Here is a 14,833-nt window from a genome sequence, read left to right as displayed (position 1 = left end):
ATCATTTTACAGAGTTAAGTTTAATAATAGACTATTGGGACTTATAAGTCAGTAAGCATTTTATCAGTAAGTGTATCTAATAAAAAACTTTTATGGGTAACGGCTTCAACTTTTTGTATATCATCAGCGTTACAATCCCTGCGTATGCCTTCTGTTTTCTTAACGGAAACTTGGTTCTTATTTACCTTATAAGTATAGGTTATTATGCTTATCATTTCATTACCAAACATACAATTTCGTTCTTTTAAAGGTAGTTGAACTTTTAATAGAACAGTATCTTTCTCAACCTCATAAACCTTGAGCCGCACAAGCAAAAAACTTTGCCAAAGGTGCGAACCGCACGGGCGATTGAGGACTTTGGCAAAGTGTACTGATTTTCTTCTTACCTCTTATCTCTTACCTCTTGTTGAAGATTGATAAGGTTTATTTTCTTCTTTTTGTTTTGTTGTTTTTGGTATTCGTCGAACTGCATTAATAGGTTGTTGTTAGCCCTGATAAGCGCATTGGTTTCGAGCAAAATACTGAAGTACAATTTGGTGGTTTTATGACTGGTTTCGGTGGTACGAATACGGTCGATTTGCTTTTGAACCATTTTAGAGACTTCATCTTTCAGTACTTTGCAATCTTCAAAGATGATGTGTAACTTGTTATAGTCTGAACCTTTAAATATTTCGGCTTCTGCTCTAAACACTTCTTCCATCTTGTCGGAAATGTATTTTAAATCTCTCAGCTGGTTGAACTTGAGGTTCTTGTGATTGTTATTCACGTGCTCATAGCTGTTGAGGGTAATAGCGGTGAGACACTGTGCCATATCCTGCAAGTAATCCAAAATGAGAATGTAGAACTTGCTGGAGGCTACTGAGCTCTCATTCAGTGATTTGATAAAGTAATATACATTGCCTTTTAGTTCGTCGAGTTCTTTTTCGAGTTTTTTAGCGTTCTTCTTGTTTTTGGTGAGTTTACTCAAATCTTGTGTACCGAGGTTTTTCACCACCTTGCTATAGAGTTCATCAATGCGGTAAATCGTTTCGGATACATAGTTAGAGCTTTCTTTTATCACCCCACCGATAGTCGCCAAGTCGGCGCGTTCAAAGCGTTTGCCTTGGGCTTTAGCTTTCTGCTTGTTGCGGTAAATCACGGCATTGCGGATGAGCACGAAGCCTACCACCATAATCATCACGATAAGACCAATTACACTGCCATAATACAGCACGCCAGCCACAATAAAAGCACCGATAAAAGCCACAATAGCAGTTAAGAACCAACCGCCAATTACGTTTAGCACCCCAGCCACACGATATACAGCACTGTCGCGCCCCCAAGCCCTATCGGCGAGAGAGGAACCCATTGCCACCATAAAGGTTACATAAGTGGTAGAGAGCGGTAATTTGAACGACGTACCAAAGGCAATCAAACTACTCGATACCACAAGGTTGATTGCAGCGCGCACAAGGTCGAAAGCGGGAAGGTCTTCTTCTTTTACATTAGGGTCGCGTTCAGGTTTTTCAAAACGGCGATCTATTTTACTGCTGAGCGATTTAGGCATTATAAATTCCACCGCATTGGCGCAAATCACGGTAATACGCACCAAAAAGCGCGAGAGGAAATTAGATGAGAATTTTTCTTCACCGCCTTCATTTTGGCGGGAAAGGTTCACCCCTGTATCAATCACGTGGCGTGCTTTTTTGGAGAACCAAAGGGTGAGAATCATCACAAAGCCTGTGAACAATAGCAAGAAAGTGGGGGTAGTGATTTGCCCATCGGCTAAAGCCCCCATTAGCAAACTATTGTGTGCTACTCCCGAGTTATGCCATATATCATACGACTGATAAGCGGCTACCGGCACCCCGATAAAGTTCACCAAGTCGTTACCTGCAAAAGCCATTGCCAAAGCAAAAGTACCACTGAGGATAATCACGCTAAAGATATTGATTTTCATACGGATAAGCACTTGTGAGAGCACCGAAAAGAAAATAAAACAGCCAATGAGCAGAAGAATGATATTAGCATCTATCCACGCAATGGCTTCTTTAGGAATGAAAGCAACGTCTTTGAGTCCTTTAAAAATGATAAAGTAGGAAAGACCTGTAAGCGACAAGCCGCCAAATACCCCTCCTACGTATTTTACATTGTTTTGATATTTAAAACTGAACACCAATCGGGCTAAGTATTGCACAATAGTACCCACCGTGAAGGCAATAGCTACCGAGGTAAAAATACCCATAATAATCTTGCGAGCCTCGGATGTATTGATGTAGTCGAAAGCTGTGAGTAGAGCTTGGCCACTTGTAAAGGTTTTGATAGTCGCTACACACATTGCAGCCCCCAAAAGCTCGAAAACTATAGATACAGTAGTAGAAGTAGGCAACCCTATAGAGTTGAAGAGGTCGAAGAGGAGAATATCAGCGAGGATAACCGACATAAAGATAATCATTACCTCATCGAAATAGAAGAGTTGGGGGTTAAAGATGCCTTTTCGAGCGATTTCCATCATTCCGCTGGAAAAGACAGCACCGATGGCTACCCCCACGCTGGCGACTATCATAATAGTGCGGATAGTAGCCACTTTAGAGCCAACGGCTGAGTTGAGAAAGTTGGCTGCATCGTTGCTTACGCCCACTACTAAATCGATAATAGCGAGCACTAAAAACACGAACAGCATAAAAATGTAAACCTGTTCCATAACACTTATACTGGTTTGAGAGGGCAAAGGTAGTGTATAATTAGCAAATTAACAAATTAGTAAATTAGAAAATTGGGAAACACTTTCTGTTATATTTTAGTAGAACCGAAAAATATTACTACCTTTGTATTTTCAAATAACTAAAAACTCGTAAAAACATTTTGTAATTATGGATTATCTTATTGCTAAATGCATCCATATCATCTTTGTAGTGAGCTACTTCGCTGGACTTTTCTATATGGTGCGCCTTTTTATCTACCACACCGAAGCCTTAGAAAAAGAAGAGCCTGAGCGTTCTATTCTTCACAAACAATTCAGTTTTATGGAAGAGCGCTTGTGGAACATCATCACTGTTCCCGCCCTTATACTGATGACTACCACCGGACTTTATATGCTCTATGACGGTGGTGAATGGACATTTATGAGACAAGGCTGGATGCACGTCAAACTGCTGTTTATTGTCTTTTTATTTATCTATCATTATTATTCTTGGCGCATAATGAAACGTTTGCAAGCAGGGCAGGCAACCCTCACTTCTGTGCAATTGCGAATGCTCAATGAGGTGGCGACTATTATTCTATTTGTTGTGGTTTTTGCTGTTGTCCTCAAAGGTGTTTTTGTTGCCTATTGGTATGCCTCTTTGTTAGCTTTCGTTGCGATGGGTGTACTGATTATGTTGGTAGTAAAATTAGTGAATAAAGGGAAAAATTAGCAAATGAGATGACTATACAACAGCTTAGAAATACTCCTATAGCAGCACTTCCTGCACTGGCACAACAAATCCGTGAGCGCATTATAGAGGTTATCGCTACACGGGGCGGACACTTAGGTGCGAGTCTCGGGGTGGTGGAACTCACTATCGCATTGCACTATGTGTTCAACACCCCCGATGATGTATTAGTGTGGGATGTGGGACACCAGTGTTACGCCCATAAAATCCTCACGGGTAGAGATGCCGCTTTTGCACACATACGTGAACGGGGCGGCATCAGTGGGTTTCCTAAACGCTCAGAAAGTGAATACGATGCTTTTGGTACGGGACACTCGTCTACCTCGCTCTCGGCAGTTTTGGGTATGGCAATGGCATCGGCTTTGGAGGGGAATACCCAGCGCCAGCACATAGCTGTGATAGGCGATGCGTCAATTGTGAGCGGTATGGCTTTCGAGGCGCTGAACTACGCCGGCACTACCGATGCCAATATGCTTATTATCCTCAACGACAACGCTATGGCTATCGATCCTACCGTGGGGGCTCTCAAAAATTATTTCGAGCAGTTACGCCAAAGAAAAGGTGCCGATGAGACTTTCTTCAATGATTTAAACATCACTTACAAAGGTACGGTAGATGGGCATAACCTCCCTGAATTGCTCACTTCTCTTGAAGCTGAAAAAAATGAGAGAGGCGTGCGACTCTTGCACGTGCTTACCACCAAAGGCAAGGGGTTTGCCAAAGCTGAAGCTCAACAAGTGAGTTACCATTCGCCCGCCCTATTTGATAAAATTACGGGAGAACCGCTGCCCGAAACCCCATCTCTACCTGCTAAGTACCAAGAGGTGGTAGGGCAGACCCTCACCCAGCTTGCCGCACTCAACCCTAAAATTATAGCCATTACCCCTGCAATGAGCAGCGGTAGCGGACTTACAGCTATGCACCAATCTTTCCCAAATTGGGTGTTTGATGTAGGTATTGCCGAACAACACGCTGTAACCTTTGCAGCAGGTTGGGCTGCGCGTGGGTTTATCCCTTATTGTGTGATTTATTCCACTTTCTTGCAACGCGCTTACGACCAACTCATTCACGATGTAGCCCTGCAAAATCTCCCCGTAGTGTTCTGCATCGACCGCGCGGGACTTGTAGGTGAAGATGGTGCTACCCATCACGGGGTGTTTGATATGGCATTTTTGCGTCCCATTCCTAACCTCATTATCGCCTCACCGCGCAACGCTACCGAGTTGCGTCATCTGCTTTATACAGCTCAGCAACCATTAGAACATCCTATTGCCATTCGCTATCCGCGCGGTAGATGTAATGAAAAACATTGGCAACAACCTTTTCAGGCATTGCCTATTGGCAAGGGAGAGCAGCTAAAAGAAGGTAGTGAAATAGCAGTACTTACCATTGGTGCTATCGCCGAAGAGGTTGCCGAGCAAATCCAAAAGAGTACTACTGCTGAAAAATACGCTCATTACGATATGCGTTTTCTCAAACCTTTAGATGAGGAAATGCTGCATCACATCTTCCAAAAATACAAGAAAATTATCACCGTAGAAGAAGGAGTTACAGGTGGTCTTGGCAGTGCTATAGCCGAATTTGCTACGCAACACAATTATACTATCCCTTTGAAAATCATCACACTTCCTAATGAGTTTATGGGGGTAATGAGCCGATTTACCGATTTGTCAATTGGCTAATTGCCAAATAATCCCTACCTTTGCACCCCGAATCATTTAGCATCACTTTTAGTATGAAAAAACTCATTATCGCACTCCTTCTTTGCAGCGTTACAACGTGGGGACAAGTGCGCAAGGCTAAGGCTTTTCAAGCCGATGTAAAAAGCGATACCATCAGGGTAATTGAAGACCCCGAAGCTCTTAAATTTACCTTCAACCGATACCAACAAGCACAACAAAAATGGTTTAAATTCAACCAAGTAGGGTTGAATATGAGTGAGGTAGCTTTCTCCAATTGGAATGCAGGGGGGGAATCCTCAATTTCGGGTATTATGAATGCCAAATTCCGCCGCCGTTATACAGAACGCACTTTCTTTTGGGATAATGAACTCGAAATCAACTATGGTATCAATGCCCAAAAAGGACGCGAAGTGCGCAAAACAGATGATAAGTTGTCATTCATTTCTTCATTTGGCTATCGCGGCGACTCTCAGTCGTTTTGGTATTACACCGCACGTTATCAGTTTTTATCGCAAATCAGCAATGGGTATAACTATCCCGATGTAGAAAAACCTATCTCTAAATTCTTAGCGCCAGCGTACATTACCTTCGGTTTGGGAGCTGAATACGCACCTGCTAAAATCAATTTCAACCTCTTTCTTTCACCTATTACGCTCAAAACCACTGCTGTATTCAATCAGCGTTTAGCCGATGACGGTGCTTTTGGGGTAGAAAAAGCCCAACGCGCCCCCGATGGTACTATCCTCAAGAAAGGAAAACGCACGCATAATGAGCTCGGTTTTTCAGTATCAGGGCGTTGGGATAAAAAGATAATGGAAAATATGATGCTCAACACCACCTTCAACTTCTATGGCGACTATCTCAGAAACTTTGGAAATATAGATGTGGATTGGGAAACCAACCTCAACCTAAAGGTGAATAGCTATGTACAAGCGCGTATAGGGGTGCATATCAAATACGACGACGATGTGAAATTCTATTCGTACACTGCTCCTAACGGAGAAAAACACAACTATGGAGCACGCACTCAGCTCAAACAAATTTTGGGAGTAGGGGTATTATATACTTTTTAAGTGATGTTTTTAGAAAATACAGTAAACAACAACGAAAAAACGGGTTGGATAGAAGTGATTTGTGGGTCGATGTTCTCGGGTAAAACCGAAGAACTGATTCGCCGATTGCGCCGTGCTCAATTTGCTAAACAGAAGGTAGAAATCTTCAAACCTGCCTTCGATACTCGCTATGACGATACCAATATCGTGTCACACAACGCCAATGAAATCCCCTCAACTCCTGTAGAAGCCGCTTCTAGTATTATGCTCTTAGCCGATGGTTGCGATGTGGTGGGCATAGATGAAGCACAATTCTTTGACGATGAAATCGTGAATGTGTGCAACGAACTCGCCAATCGCGGTATGCGTGTGATTGTAGCAGGACTTGATATGGACTACAAGGGCAGACCTTTTGGTCCGATGCCTTTTCTGATGGCAACTGCTGAATATGTTACCAAGGTACACGCTGTTTGTACCCGCACGGGCAACCTCGCCAACTACAGTTTCCGCAAAGTAGCTAACGATCAACAGAGAATGCTGGGTGAAGCCGATAGTTACGAACCTTTGAGTCGCGCAGCTTTCTATAAAGCGATGAAGTCAGGGGATAGGGGGTAGGTGTCAGGTTTTAGGGGGGAGTAAAAAATAGAGTTTAGATGATTTGTTGGAATAAAAAGTTGTATCTTTGTAAAAAAATAATAGAATTATGAGTATTGCCGTATTAACACAGAATCCAAATGTTCAGTTTATAACCGATAGTAATGGAAGAACAGTATCAGCCATAGTTCCTATAAATGAATATAATACTATGTTGAAAATCATAAAACAATATGATTCCGATGATGAGTTTACAGAAGAAGAATTAAAAAGAATAGCCATATCACATCAGCAAGCTAAAGAGGGAAAAATGGTGAAGAGTGAAGAAGTTTTTAAAATGCTAAGAGCTGAGTATGGAAATTAATTGGACTAATGAGGCTATTGAAAGTTTTAGAGATACACTTCGTTATTGGAGTAAGCGAAATTATAGTAACGATTATTCCAATAAAATTATTGATGAGGTAGAAAAAGCTGAAATTTTTCTAAAAGAAAATCCTATGTTACTTTCAAAATTTGTAGAAGGGGTTAAATTATATAAAATACTAATTATGAAAGGGAAGTTTGCTTTGTATTATGATTTTATAGAAGAAGAAAATCTAATTGTAATAAAATTTTTTAGAAGTACCAAGCAAAAACCTTTAGAGTAGTTTTTTGAGTTGAAAAAAGAAATGATTTCCATAGAAGAGCTAAAAACAATACTTTTAAAAGGAGATTAACAAAACTTATGACCGAATCCTTATTTTTTACTTGTGAAGAAATAGACCTCAACCCTCGTGCTTCTTGGGCAGAGCTTTTGCAAATAGCTTTTGTAAATAAAGAGCAATATTTTTCTATAAGTAAATTAGCTTATGAAGAAGAACTCTATTTTGAATACAATGAGCAAACTCATTATATTTATGCCTTGTGTCAAGATGTAGTGTTTGAATTGAAAGCCAATGCCTTGCATATCTATATCACAAAAACCCTAAAAAGTAATTGCCCTTTCAGTACTATTATAATACAATTACCTTCTTTTTCTGTTGATTTAGAAGAAGTGTTGCAAGAATTAAAAAAGAAAGTCCGATAAAAGAATTATCGGACTTCTTCATTAACCAACCAAAACTTTAAATTATGAAAACTATTATTTGAAGTTTACAATGAGCTACCACCCTCATTGCGATGCAAAGGTACGAATAAAACAGTACTTGTCAAGTGTATTTTTAAGTTTAACAAAAGTTTAATATAAAAGGGGCTCTATAAGCCCCTTTTAGCGTAATTTTAATACTTAAAACACTTATTTTTTTAAGATTTTGTTTACCATTTTTATTTGGCATTACGTGCTTCAATCCACTTGCGGGCATTGATAAATGCCTCTAACCAAGGGCTAACCGCTGTTTTTTCACTCGGATAGTATGCCCATTGCCAAGGAAAAACTGATCGCTCTATATGAGGCATCGTTACCAAATGTCGCCCTGTTTTGTCGCATAGCATAGCCGTGTTGTAATCAGAGCCATTAGGATTGGCAGGGTACTCCTGATAAGCGTATTTACCTACGATATTATATTCGGCTTCTGCCAATGGCAAATGGAATTTTCCTTCGCCGTGTGATATCCATACCCCTAAGGTACTACCTGCAAGGGTGGAGAGCATCACCGAGTTGTTCTCTGGAATAGTTACTGATACAAAACCACTTTCGTGCTTGCCACTATCGTTATGCCACATTTTACCGTGTTCCGCGTGCTCAGGATTGATGACTTCTAACTCCATAAACAACTGACAGCCATTGCAGATACCTACTGAAAGGGTATCGGGGCGGGCAAAGAAGTTGTCTAACGCTTTTTTAGCTTGCTCGTTGTAGAGTAAAGCTCCTGCCCAACCTTTGGCACTGCCTAATACATCGGAGTTAGAGAAACCGCCCACAGCCCCTATAAATTGTACATCTTCTAAGGTTTCACGTCCGCTGATAAGGTCGGTGGTATGCACGTCTTTCACATCAAAGCCTGCTAAGTATAGGGCATTTGCCATTTCGCGCTCGGAGTTACTACCCTTTTCGCGTATCACTGCCGCTATAGGGCGTTTGCCTGCGGGGCGTGTGGGTTTTTCGCCCGTGAAATGCGCTGGGAAAGTGTATTGCAAAGGCTGTTCGGAGTAGTTTTGATAACGCTCGGTTGCCTTGTCGTTTTTCGTTTGTTGTTTGTCTAATAGGTAAGAAGTGAGGTACCACACATCGCGCAATTCGGGGATATTGAAATGGTATGATTTTCCGAAATGGTGAATAGTAAGTTCTTGTGAAGTAGTTACTTCGCCTATATTAGCCCATTCTAAGAAGTTTTCTTCCAAAGTAGCTTCAACACTGCTATCGGCTTGAATTACTACCCCTGCATTTTCAGCAAAAAGGGTTTTGATAAGGTCTTCATCGTCTGAAAGTCCGCTCAAATCGATGGTAGCTCCTAAGTCGTTTTCGGCAAAACACATCTCTAAAAGCGTTGTGATAAGTCCGCCGCTACCAATGTCGTGTCCTGCTTGTATTTTACCTTCTTTTATCAGTGATTGTAATACGTTGAAAGCTATTTTAAAGCCTTCGGCATCTGTTACGGTAGGGGCTTTATCGCCTATTTTGTTTAATACTTGGGCAAAAGCCGAACCTCCTAATTCAAATTGAGCGCCCGAGAAGTTGATATAATAAATGTTACCTCCATTGCGTTTCAATACGGGCTCTACTACTTTTTGCACGTCAGTACAATGGGCAGCCGCCGAAATAATCACCGTGCCTGGGGCAATCACATCACCTCCTTCGGGGTATTTTTGTTTCATCGATAGGGAATCTTTACCGGTAGGGATATTGATACCCAATTCAATCGCAAAATCAGAAGCTGCTTCTACGGCTTCGTACAAACGCGCATCTTCTCCTTTATTGCGGCACGCCCACATCCAGTTGGCGGATAGCGATACACTTTGCAAGCCGTCTTTTAGTGGCGCCCAAACAATGTTAGTCAGTGCTTCGGCAATGGCATTGCGACTGCCTGCAGTAGGGCTGATAAGTGCCGTAAGAGGCGAATGACCAATACTGGTAGCGATTCCTTCTTTGCCATTATAGTCCAAAGCCATCACCCCAACGTTGTTCAAAGGGAGTTGTAGTGCGCCTGCACATTGTTGTTTGGCGACTTTGCCCCCTACACAACGGTCTACCTTATTGGTAAGCCAGTCTTTACAAGCCACACTTTCTAATTGCAGTACTTGTACCAAATAGTTCTGTAACTGACTTGCATAGTAGTGTAGCTCCTCGTAGTTAGTAACTACTGTTTCATCGGTCATTACGGTTTTTGGCGAACTGCCAAAGAGCGCACTGAGGTATAAATCCATTGGGCGAGTACCTTTCTTTGCAGAGGCAATGCTGAAATGCTTGTCGCTGGTAACCACACCTACCTCGTACATAGGCGCACGCTCACGGTCGGCAATGGTTTTTAGTTTGGCAATAGCCGAATTGGGCAATACCAATCCCATACGCTCTTGAGATTCATTGCCTATAATTTCCTTGTCCGATAGGGTAGGGTCGCCTACGGGCAGTTTGTCTAAGTCGATTTTACCACCAGTTTCTTCTATGAGTTCTGAGAGACAGTTGAGGTGTCCGCCAGCCCCGTGGTCGTGTATAGAAACGATAGGATTCTCGTCTGATTCTACCATTGCGCGGATAGCATTGGCAGCGCGTTTTTGCATTTCGGGGTTAGAACGCTGTACCGCATTGAGCTCAATACCTGTACCAAAAGCACCAGTATTGGCAGATGATACGGCAGCACCTCCCATACCAATGCGGTAGTTTTCACCGCCTAAGATAACGATTTTGTCGCCTTCTTGAGGGGTGCGCTTTATGGCTTGTGAGGCTTTGGCATAACCTACACCTCCTGCTTGCATAATCACTTTGTCAAAGCCTAATTTGCGTCCGCCCTCTTCGTGTTCAAAGGTGAAAAGCGAACCCGTAATGAGTGGTTGACCGAATTTATTACCGAAATCGGTGGCTCCGTTAGAGGCTTTGATGAGGATATCCATTGGTGTTTGGTAGAGCCATTTACGCTCTGCCATTCCTTTTTCCCAAGGGCGATCTTCTTCTAATCGGGGGTAAGCCGTCATATACACCGCTGTACCCGCCAAAGGCAAAGAACCTTGTCCGCCAGCGAGGCGATCGCGTATTTCACCTCCCGAACCTGTAGCAGCCCCGTTGAAAGGCTCTACGGTAGTGGGGAAGTTGTGGGTTTCGGCTTTGAGTGAGAGCACTGCCTCAAAAGGTTTTACCTCGTAGAAATCGGGTTTATCGGCACTTTTAGGTGCGAATTGGTCGACAGTAGCCCCTTTGATGAAAGCCACATTGTCCTTATAAGCCGAAACAATGCTATTAGGATGTTCTTGTGAAGTCTTTTTAATGAGTTTGAAGAGAGTAGAAGGTTTTTCCTCACCATTGATAACAAAAGTGCCGTTGAAGATTTTATGGCGACAGTGTTCGGAGTTGATTTGCGAGAAGCCAAACACTTCCGAGTCGGTGAGTTTGCGCCCCAATTGTTGAGAGAGATTTTGCAGATAGGCAACTTCTTCGGCGCTTAGCGCAAGTCCCTCTTGTTGGTTATACGCCTCGATATCATCGATTTCGAGTGTTGTTTGCGGTTGAATGTCGATAGTAAAGCTATCTTGGGTAAGACCGTTGTATCGCTCAAAGAGCATAGGGTCGAAAGGTGTATTGGGGTCGGTTACCTCGTGGAACTCCTCGATACGGGTAATCCCGTGAATATCCATATTTTGGGTGATTTCCACCGCATTGGTACTCCAAGGGGTAATCATCGCCGCACGGGGCCCGATGAAAGTACCGCTAAGGGTAGGGGAGGGGAGTTGCTGGGCATTGCCAAACAGCCATTTCAGTTTGTTGAGGTCGGTCTCAGTAAGGGCAGCTTCGGTAGCTACCACATAAATAGTGTTTTTGGGGTTTTTAAAGAAGAGAAGCATCTTTTTCAATTAACAATTGACAATTAATAATTCACAATTAACCTATTCTTCATCTAATAAGTCACAAAACATTAAGCGGGTATATAATTTTCGTGGATTGGTCTTTCTTTCGGAACGTTCATTTTCGTCTTTAGGAGGCTTAGTGTAAAGATCCTCATCTATTTCGTGTGGAAATAGAGTTTTAAAGCTATTTCTTTTATAAAAATGTAAAATATTAGGTTCATTTTTGGCGTCTACTATGGCAAATCGACAACCTGTTTTGTTTTCATCATTTAAGAACCACATTTTAATAAAATCTAACACTTCTGAACCTATCCCTTTATTTGAGAATTTGGAAGCAACTGCTAAACGACCTATGAGTACACCTGGGTAACGTGTAAGCATTTTTTCTGCTGTTAGGTAAATCGTAAATGCGAATACTATCATTTGATACGGTAAAACAAGCTACAATTTGCTTTGTGTCTTTTCTCAGTCTAAAACAATAAGTCTTACCCATTTTGTATTGAGTATAGGCGATAGCTTCATTTTGAAAAAAGTCGTCCATATCATCATCACCACAAACAAAGGGGTAACTTTCAGATAAAATGTTATCAGTTAAAACTTCAAGAATACAATTTTCTTCAAGAAATGTCATTATTTATTGAAAATAGGAGATTTACTCAAAATGTTTTGCATCGCTTTATAGCGAGGGTCGGTAGTAATATCTTTTTTGGTACGCAAATCATATTTACGTTCACTCTCTTCCGCCATTTTGCGAAAGCGACGTGCTTCTTTACCATATAATGTGGGTATTGCTTTGATTTCTAATGCCATAATATTATTTTTTTAATCAACTTAGCCAAAATCTTAACCTTTGGCAAGTGTAGTGATACACCAATATTGGCACAAAGGTATAAACTTTTTTTCAATTGGCAATAAATATAAAAAACTCCCTCTTATTTTTTAGATAAGAAGGAGTTTGCATTTTTTTACATTTTATTTTTTCTCTCCCTTGTACGCGACTTTACCATCGATAGAAAGTTCTTGCGTTTTAGGGTTATAAACGTACTTACCATTTTTGTAAGTGTCGTCTTTCTGTTGTTTTAAAAGAGGATTGGTCTCTTCCGTAGTGATGAATAGCTCTACTTGGCTGTTATCCCCTTCTTTGGCTACAATAAAGGCACTAATTATGGCATCATTCATATTTACCTCTACAGGATTGAGGCGTGTGCCTACTTCAAATACTTGTACGCACTCTTGCAGGAGCTCGCTCCACGATTGTCCTGCACTGCCTATACAGCCGTGAGCGTCTCTATCACCTCCTACGGGAGGCATCTCTTCTGTAGCAGAAGGTGCTACCTCGGTGGTTTCTGTTTGGGTAGTTTGCATTGAATTGGTGTTGTTGCAAGCTACCATTGCTATTGCCATTACGGCTACAATACTTAATTTTTTCATTTTTCTTTTTTATGATAGAAAACTGGACAAAGATACAAAACATTTGATAATTAACAATTAATAATGGATAATTTTAACAGAAAAGCTAATATCCGTAGCGGTCGCCCCATAGTTTTTTGAGGTAGTCACGTAGGGCATTCTCACGGGGGTTATCGGAGGGTTCATAGAAGGTTTCTCCTTGCAATTCATCAGGGAGGTAATCCTGAAAGGCAAAATTGCTCTCATAATCGTGAGCGTATTGATAGTCTTTGCCATAGCCGAGTTCTTTCATCAGTTTGGTAGGGGCATTGCGCAAGTGGATAGGCACGCTGAGGTCGCCCGTTTGCTTTACCACTTGTTGGGCTTTGTTGATCGCCTTATAAGAAGCATTGCTCTTAGGCGAAGAAGCGAGATATATAGCACACTGACTGAGAATAATACGCGCCTCGGGATAACCAATAGTGGTTACTGCTTGAAAGGTGTTGTTCGCCAAAATCATTGCTGTAGGGTTGGCATTGCCAATGTCTTCCGAAGCGAGAATGAGCATACGGCGAGCGATAAACTTCACATCTTCACCGCCTTCAATCATTCGTGCCAACCAATAAACAGCCCCATTGGGGTCGCTACCCCGTATTGATTTGATAAAAGCCGAAATGATATCGTAGTGTTGTTCACCTGTTTTGTCGTATAGCACGGTGTTTTTCTGCACGAGGTGCAATACACTATCGTTGGTAATAACAACAGGTTCGCCGTCGGGGGTAGCATTTATAACCAGCTCAAAAGTGTTGAGCAGTTTGCGACCGTCACCGCCAGATAGTTTTAGTAAGGCTTCGGTTTCTTGCAGTTGGATATCTTTGGTTTTGAGAATGGCATCTCGGGTAATGGCATTGTGGAGCAGTTGTTCTAAATCTTTGCGCTCAAAAGCCTTGAGGATATACACTTGGCAACGAGAGAGCAAGGCGGGAATCACCTCAAAACTGGGGTTTTCGGTAGTTGCTCCAATGAGAGTAATCCAACCTTTTTCGACAGCCTGCAAGAGGGAATCTTGTTGGGTTTTGTTAAATCGGTGAATTTCGTCGATGAAAACGATAGGGTTTTGGGTAGTGAAGAGTCCGCCGCTTTGCTTGCTTTGGTCAATTACTTCGCGAACTTCCTTAATCCCTGAACTAATGGCACTCAGGGTATAGAAAGCGCGGTTGCTTTGGTGCGCAATGATATTTGCCAACGTGGTTTTTCCCGTACCTGGGGGACCCCAAAAGATGAGCGATGGCAAAAGACCGCGTTCTATCTGTTGGCGCAAAGCCCCTTGAGCTCCTACTAAGTGCTCTTGTCCCACATATTGCGCAAGGGAAGTGGGGCGCATACGTTCTGCTAAGTTTTCCAATTAACAATTAATAATTAATAATTAACAATTGCCCCCGAACCCCCGAAGGGGGACAATCTGTAAAAGCTACTTTTTGATGAGAAAAACATCTAAAAAGGGGGCTAAAAGGTTTTGTTTTATGTGGGCGTTTGCAAAACGCCCCTACACAACATACTCTAAAAGAGTTGATTTTCATTTATAGACTTTGCTAAAGGTCGTAGCACGACGAGCAATTAAAACTTTGGCAAAGTGTAGCGACGCAAAAGTGATTTTGAGACTTTTTGGACAGCCTCGTAACGATGTACAATAATTCGTCATTCGTCACTCGTCATTCGTCACTCGTCA

At 42.0% G+C, this 14,833-nt stretch carries 14 protein-coding genes; 7 read left to right on the top strand and 7 right to left on the bottom strand.

Going from position 1 to position 14,833, the window contains the following annotated elements; all coding sequences use genetic code 11:
• Nucleotides 1-41 precede the first annotated feature (41 nt).
• Nucleotides 42-215, bottom strand: coding sequence for a hypothetical protein (locus tag HMPREF9073_RS12620; RefSeq protein ID WP_232212969.1), 174 nt, complete (start codon nt 213-215; stop codon nt 42-44).
• Nucleotides 216-382: 167 nt separating this feature from the next.
• Nucleotides 383-2,683: an inorganic phosphate transporter gene (locus tag HMPREF9073_RS12615; RefSeq protein WP_009414171.1), complete on the bottom strand. Its 2,301-nt coding sequence runs from the start codon at nt 2,681-2,683 to the stop codon at nt 383-385.
• A gap of 166 nt (nt 2,684-2,849) precedes the next feature.
• Here HMPREF9073_RS12615 and HMPREF9073_RS12610 point away from each other — a divergent pair, with 166 nt between their 5' ends.
• The 7 genes from HMPREF9073_RS12610 to HMPREF9073_RS12580 all read left to right on the top strand — a co-directional run bounded on the left by HMPREF9073_RS12610 (nt 2,850) and on the right by HMPREF9073_RS12580 (nt 7,807).
• Nucleotides 2,850-3,395, top strand: coding sequence for a CopD family protein (locus HMPREF9073_RS12610; RefSeq protein WP_034555935.1), 546 nt, complete (start codon nt 2,850-2,852; stop codon nt 3,393-3,395).
• A 14-nt stretch (nt 3,396-3,409) separates the two neighbouring features.
• Nucleotides 3,410-5,095: a 1-deoxy-D-xylulose-5-phosphate synthase gene (locus HMPREF9073_RS12605; RefSeq protein ID WP_034555943.1), complete on the top strand. Its 1,686-nt coding sequence runs from the start codon at nt 3,410-3,412 to the stop codon at nt 5,093-5,095.
• Between the two features lie 53 nt (nt 5,096-5,148).
• Complete coding sequence (locus tag HMPREF9073_RS12600) at nt 5,149-6,168, top strand: DUF3078 domain-containing protein (protein ID WP_009414168.1); 1,020 nt, start codon at nt 5,149-5,151, stop codon at nt 6,166-6,168.
• Between the two features lie 3 nt (nt 6,169-6,171).
• Nucleotides 6,172-6,762: a thymidine kinase gene (locus HMPREF9073_RS12595; RefSeq protein ID WP_034555934.1), complete on the top strand. Its 591-nt coding sequence runs from the start codon at nt 6,172-6,174 to the stop codon at nt 6,760-6,762.
• Nucleotides 6,763-6,850: 88 nt separating this feature from the next.
• Nucleotides 6,851-7,105: a hypothetical protein gene (locus tag HMPREF9073_RS12590; RefSeq protein WP_009414166.1), complete on the top strand. Its 255-nt coding sequence runs from the start codon at nt 6,851-6,853 to the stop codon at nt 7,103-7,105.
• On the top strand, nt 7,095-7,388 hold the full coding sequence (locus tag HMPREF9073_RS12585; RefSeq protein WP_009414165.1) for a type II toxin-antitoxin system RelE/ParE family toxin: 294 nt from the start codon (nt 7,095-7,097) through the stop codon (nt 7,386-7,388). The genes HMPREF9073_RS12590 and HMPREF9073_RS12585 overlap by 11 nt, the downstream gene beginning before the upstream one ends.
• A 77-nt stretch (nt 7,389-7,465) precedes the next feature.
• The gene (locus tag HMPREF9073_RS12580) at nt 7,466-7,807 is read left to right on the top strand and encodes a hypothetical protein (protein ID WP_009414164.1); all 342 of its coding nucleotides are present in this window, start codon (nt 7,466-7,468) and stop codon (nt 7,805-7,807) included.
• Between the two features lie 236 nt (nt 7,808-8,043).
• On the opposite strand, the gene purL is transcribed toward HMPREF9073_RS12580, so the two are convergent.
• The 5 genes from purL to HMPREF9073_RS12555 all read right to left on the bottom strand — a co-directional run bounded on the left by purL (nt 8,044) and on the right by HMPREF9073_RS12555 (nt 14,488).
• Nucleotides 8,044-11,712: a phosphoribosylformylglycinamidine synthase gene (gene purL, locus HMPREF9073_RS12575; RefSeq protein ID WP_009414163.1), complete on the bottom strand. Its 3,669-nt coding sequence runs from the start codon at nt 11,710-11,712 to the stop codon at nt 8,044-8,046.
• A 42-nt stretch (nt 11,713-11,754) separates the two neighbouring features.
• A complete protein-coding gene (locus HMPREF9073_RS15760; RefSeq protein ID WP_157453527.1) occupies nt 11,755-12,096 on the bottom strand; it encodes a GNAT family N-acetyltransferase in 342 nt (113 codons plus the stop codon).
• 249 nt (nt 12,097-12,345) lie between these two features.
• A complete protein-coding gene (locus tag HMPREF9073_RS12565; protein WP_009414160.1) occupies nt 12,346-12,525 on the bottom strand; it encodes a hypothetical protein in 180 nt (59 codons plus the stop codon).
• Nucleotides 12,526-12,687: 162 nt separating this feature from the next.
• Nucleotides 12,688-13,146 carry a hypothetical protein gene (locus HMPREF9073_RS12560; RefSeq protein ID WP_009414159.1) on the bottom strand — a complete coding sequence of 153 codons (459 nt, stop codon included), beginning with the start codon at nt 13,144-13,146 and terminating at the stop codon, nt 12,688-12,690.
• An 85-nt stretch (nt 13,147-13,231) separates the two neighbouring features.
• Entirely contained in the window at nt 13,232-14,488 is a 1,257-nt protein-coding gene (locus HMPREF9073_RS12555; RefSeq protein ID WP_009414158.1) for a replication-associated recombination protein A, read from the bottom strand.
• Nucleotides 14,489-14,833 lie beyond the last annotated feature (345 nt).

The sequence above is a fragment of the Capnocytophaga sp. oral taxon 326 str. F0382 genome (assembly GCF_000318295.1).
Classification (GTDB): domain Bacteria; phylum Bacteroidota; class Bacteroidia; order Flavobacteriales; family Flavobacteriaceae; genus Capnocytophaga; species Capnocytophaga periodontitidis.
The sequence above is the reverse complement of the archived record's forward strand: the minus strand, read 5'-3'. Positions and strand labels throughout refer to the sequence as shown.